General features: G+C 69.1%; 4 protein-coding genes. 2 read left to right on the forward strand and 2 right to left on the reverse strand.

What is annotated here, in order from left to right:
- Positions 1–184 precede the first annotated feature (184 nt).
- Positions 185–346: a hypothetical protein gene (locus tag IF30_RS48460; RefSeq protein WP_158835974.1), complete on the forward strand. Its 162-nt coding sequence runs from the start codon at positions 185–187 to the stop codon at positions 344–346.
- An 83-nt stretch (positions 347–429) separates the two neighbouring features.
- Here IF30_RS48460 and IF30_RS0139850 read toward each other — a convergent pair whose 3' ends face one another.
- Together IF30_RS0139850 and IF30_RS0139855 are read right to left on the reverse strand one after the other, a co-directional pair.
- On the reverse strand, positions 430–1,227 hold the full coding sequence (locus IF30_RS0139850) for a hypothetical protein (protein ID WP_030247873.1): 798 nt from the start codon (positions 1,225–1,227) through the stop codon (positions 430–432).
- A gap of 618 nt (positions 1,228–1,845) precedes the next feature.
- Positions 1,846–2,589 carry a sigma-70 family RNA polymerase sigma factor gene (locus IF30_RS0139855; RefSeq protein ID WP_030247875.1) on the reverse strand — a complete coding sequence of 248 codons (744 nt, stop codon included), beginning with the start codon at positions 2,587–2,589 and terminating at the stop codon, positions 1,846–1,848.
- Positions 2,590–3,148: 559 nt separating this feature from the next.
- Here IF30_RS0139855 and IF30_RS0139860 point away from each other — a divergent pair.
- The gene (locus IF30_RS0139860; RefSeq protein WP_030247877.1) at positions 3,149–4,351 is read left to right on the forward strand and encodes a hypothetical protein; all 1,203 of its coding nucleotides are present in this window, start codon (positions 3,149–3,151) and stop codon (positions 4,349–4,351) included.
- The last annotated feature ends 173 nt before the right edge of the window (positions 4,352–4,524 follow it).

Raw genomic sequence — 4,524 nt, forward strand, 5'->3', positions numbered from 1 at the left:
GAGCTACCTCGCAGGCCTTCACCTCCGCGCCTCGATGATCTGGATAGACGACCTTGTGCGACCGCCCAGCTGATCACAACATCACACGGGCCCTAGCACCGACCGCGGCCCGGACTCCTACAAGCGCCATCGGACCTGTATCAACCACGCCCTGCGCGCAGCTCGCTCGGTCGGCAGGAATCGGATGCCGTTCGCCCGCAACGAGGGCCGTCGCACGTACACCGCCGCGCCGGAGGTAGCCCGGATCGTGCTCGATGAGCTGAGCAAGGGCCCCCTGCACTCCGAGATCCTCGAGCGCGCCGCTCTGGCCGAAGGCGAGCTGGCCGAAGTCGGCAAGATCGCCTGACTGCTCGCGGGACTTGCGGAAGTCGGTGAGCCGCGTGGCCCTGGCACAGTCGGGAGGGGTGTCCGGAGCCATTGGCGAGCCATCTACTGAGTTTCGGCACGGGTTTCGGGCTGGAACGCTGCGCCCACCGACTGCCCGGTGTTCAGCGGGACTTCGGCGATCCGACCCCAAACCTGGGCAACATTCCGGTTGGCTGCAACGAGCTCTTGCGTCGGCCAGCCGAAGCGTTCATACAGGCGGCTCAGCATGCGCATGACGGCGACCGGTGCAGCGCCCAGGTAGAGGGAGGTCTTCTTGGCGGAGGCCTCCAGGCGGCCGAAGGCGTCGCCGTGCGTATGGTCCAGCAGGGAGCCCATGTGCTCGAAGAACTGCGTGATGCGGTGTTGCTGCCCGTGAGTTACTGCAGATCCGAGCCGATATACGAGAGACCCCAGTCCGCCGTTTCCGCCAACCACGTCCTCGATCAGCGGCATCGCGCGCACTGCCTTGGTGTGCTCGGTGCTCGCGATGAAGGGCACCGACCTGTTGCCCTTCGAGCGGCGAGGCGACTGCCCAAACTTCGGGGCGGTCCGGAGGATGACCTCGATCTTCTCGTCGGCTTTGCGGACAGCGGTCGGCGACGCCGCAGGGTCACGGCTCTGGCCCGGATCGAGCAGCCTCCTGGATTCCCATAACGCGACCAAGCGGTAGTTCTGCTGCCGTCGGATCCGCTCGAGAGCGTCGGCCGCCGGATCGAGGAGGTAGTAGGCCTGTGACGCCGTCTCCAACACGCTGCGCGCCATCACGGACGGCGCGGTCACCGATGGGGAGGCGGTTGTCAGCAGTGTCGCGAGTCCGGCGAGCTGGTCCATCGCGAGGTACGCGAGGTGCAGGCCGGCCATGTTCGCGTTCCGGCTCGGGTGCTGAGCCCACTCGCCTGCGAAGGGCTCAGAGGCGGACTCGTGTGCGGCTGGCGAGGCCGGGAGGAATCCGTGGTGCTGTTCCTGAGACCGGGCGTACACGTTGCACAGCCCCGCGATCGAGCTGGCGAGGTCGCCCCATGGGTCGGAAGACATGAGACAACGCTAAGACCCGGAGGCGGAGCCAGCCGAACCGTTTTGCAGGCTTGGCTTCGTCTGGATCCGCCGACTCGGCACAGTTGAGCTGGGTATCCCGCGCCGCCGGTCATCCGTCTGGACCGGGCGGTACGTACGGATCGTCCGAACGTGACGAGACGGCCTGCGCCCGGTCGGGGGCACGGGGAACCTGCGGTGGTAACGGTGTGGCCTGCGCTCTGTGTGCCCGTCGCTGGCGTCGATGCCGCCAGCGCCGCTCACGGTGGGAACGGCGATCTCGCCACCACTCCAGCCGGTGCTGTGACTCTTGGGGGAAGACCCCGTTCACGATCAGCACGCCGACGGCTAGGACGAGGACGAACGCTGTCAGCAACGGCGGCGCGCCGGCGAGCGTGGTGGTGATGGGGGCGAGCATGCCCAGCCCGACTCCAGTGCCTGCGCGCATCAGCAGTCCTTGGCCGATCGTCCGGGGCGGGCGGCGAACCGGGTTGGGACGTTCAACGTGCCCGTCTCCACCTTGGCTGCCACCTCCTTGCGCAACCGCCGCATCTGTCCTTCGACGGCTCGGGCCGTCATCCCGCCGAGCTTTTTGCCGATGTCCTGATAGGTGAGGTCCGATGAGTAGATGTGCCAGCAGATGCTCTGCTGGACCGGGTTCGCGATCTCCATCACTTGCCGCAAAACGTCGCGCAGGAGCACGGCCTCCTCGGCGCTCCCGCTGTTGGCGCGTAGGTCTGTGAGCCGGTTCAGGTCGCCGCCGAGTTGACGTTCACGGTCGCGTCGCCAAGCACGTGCCGCGTTCTTGAAAGCCAGCTTGCAGGGCCTGATGAAGAAGGTCCGCAACCCGGCCCCGCGCTCCGGCTCCCAGGACCGCAGGCCGGTGTCCTCCTCCTCGAACCACCAGCTGGCCACGGACATCACGGTCTGCACCGCGAGTTCCTCGCGCAGCTCCTGGCTGCGGTTAAGCATCTGCAGCTCCATCGGCCACAGTTCAACGCCGCACTGGGCTCCGACTTCGCCGGTGTACATCCAGCCGCACAGCACGTCGTGCGCGTAGAGCCACGTGTCCTCGCGGAAGAGCTCGAACCGAGGCCCGCAGAAGTCGGCGTCCTTGAGGAGCCGGAAGAGCTCCTCGTCCGGGTGCTGCCCGGTCTCCTGGGGTGTCGTACCTGGGTATGTCATCGTCATCTGAGTACACAGATCCTCGCACTAGCAGTTTTATCGTCGAGGACTTGTATTCGCGAAGTTTGCGGAACCCCACAAAACAAAAATTTCGAGAGTGGGAGGTGCAACGTCCCGCTCCCGTTTCGGCTCGGTTGACCGCCGGCGTCGCCCCTACGAGGAGCTGGTTCTCCTCTTGGGCTGCTTGGTGGAGCGGCTGCGCCCTGCCCTGCCGCGCGCGGCTGCGCCTGCTCCACACCCCCGGCATGAACACCCCCACGGTCGGGCGCGCACGGTGAAGCCTCCGGGTGGCCGGGCCCGTACACAGCCCGGCCGTCTGGTGTCGCGCCGCATCACGGTGAGCTGGGCGACCGCCGCGAGTTCCTCGGCGGTGGGGACGACGCTCAGGCAGCACGTGGAAGTGGGCGTCGTGGCCGGCGGCGGTGGTGAACCGGGGCCGCGGTGGCCACCCTGGCGTAGCCAACGCCGACCAGCACCCGTGCGGTGCTCATGAGGCGTCAGGTCCGCTCCCGGGCCCGCCGCCTGGTGTGCGACGATCCGCAAACCGACGGGTTGGAGGACGGCTGTGGAGCAGCGGGGTTGGGCGTACGAGCGGGCGCTGGAGATCGCGGCGGTGGACGCGCGGGCCGAGGTGGTCGACACGGTGGCGACCGCGCTGGAGGTGCTCGGCGGGGCCAGCCCGGACGAGGTGCCGTTGGGGCGGCTGCTGTGGCACCTGGCGGCCGGGCTGCGTGGGCGGCACCGTGGTGAGGACGGGGTGGACGTCCTGGTCGACGCGGTCGACGCGGTCGCGCTCGCGCTGGGGGCGGAGCGCGGGGCCTGGGGGCAGGATGACGTCCTGCTGGTGACCGGTGGCGAGTACCAGGGACGGGCCGGGTTGATGGAGGTGCCGGTGTGGGAGCCGGACGACGCCGCCCGGGACGTGATGCCGGGTCTGCCCCACGCCTACAAGATCGACCTGGACCGGACCGGGTCGCTGCCGGTACCGACCGAGCATCTGCGGGTGGCAACCCCGACTACCGACCCCGGGGTGTTCATGGACGTGGCGTTCCCGTCGGTGTGGGTCGGCTGCGTGGTGTGGGGCGACCGGCTTGTGCGCTGGCACGCGGAGCGCCGCCGCAGCGAGTGGGAGCCGCTCGACTTCGGACCCGACCCCGCCGACACCGTGAGCCGGGCCGCGCTGCTGCTGTCCGCCGCGCTGCTGGACGCCGCCACCACCCACGGCCTGGACGAGCCGGACGACGGGACGGCGCTGCTGGACCTCCCGCTGGCCGCCGTCTCCACCCTGCTCGCCGGCGACTACGACGAGACCATCGCAGGCGTGCTGGAGCGGACCCGTCCCGGTCTCGCCGTCACCGACCCGCTGCTGGACGAGCTGCGGAATCTGTGGGGCCCGCACGCCGGCCTCGAAGGGATCCTGCAGCGCCGCCGCGTGCAGCGCCTCGCGCGCGCCATCGTGGTGGGCCACCAGGTCGCCGGGCAGCGCCGGGACCTCGACCCCGGTCGAGTACCTGTCGGGCCGGGAAGTCGTGCGGCTGCGCGACCGCCTGGACGACCTCGCCCCCTGGGTCGAGGAGCAGCGCGCCATCGCCTGGGCCGAGGACATCGCCGCTCAGCTCGGGGGCGATGCGCTGTAGGGGCCGGCCTGCGTCGGCCGACGGCATGCGCCTCACCCTGTAGGGGCGGAGCGAGGCCGCCGCTGGATGGCATGTTCGCGGCCGAAAAATCGCAGGTCAAACCCCTGTCCAGCACAGACCCGCGGGCCTAAGGGTTGTCCCGCAATTGATGACCAGGTGCTACGGGGTAGCCCGCGGGCTCGTATGCAAGTCGGGGCTCACCTGCTGCCCGACTTGATCCATGGCCATTTGACGGTACAGACCACGATGGGCGCGACGAGCATGGCCAGCATCCACAGTCCCACGCTCGCTGGAGAGTAGATGT

The sequence above is a fragment of the Streptomyces sp. NRRL S-350 genome, assembly GCF_000719705.1.
Taxonomy (GTDB): Bacteria; Actinomycetota; Actinomycetes; order Streptomycetales; family Streptomycetaceae; genus Kitasatospora.

Excerpts from the sequence above, each read along its gene's own strand:
- IF30_RS48460 (WP_158835974.1), top strand. The coding sequence starts at position 185 with ATGCCGTTCGCCCGCAACGAGGGCCGTCGCACGTACACCGCCGCGCCG.
- IF30_RS0139855 (WP_030247875.1), bottom strand. The coding sequence starts at position 2,589 with ATGACGATGACATACCCAGGTACGACACCCCAGGAGACCGGGCAGCAC.
- IF30_RS0139850 (WP_030247873.1), bottom strand. The coding sequence starts at position 1,227 with ATGGCCGGCCTGCACCTCGCGTACCTCGCGATGGACCAGCTCGCCGGA.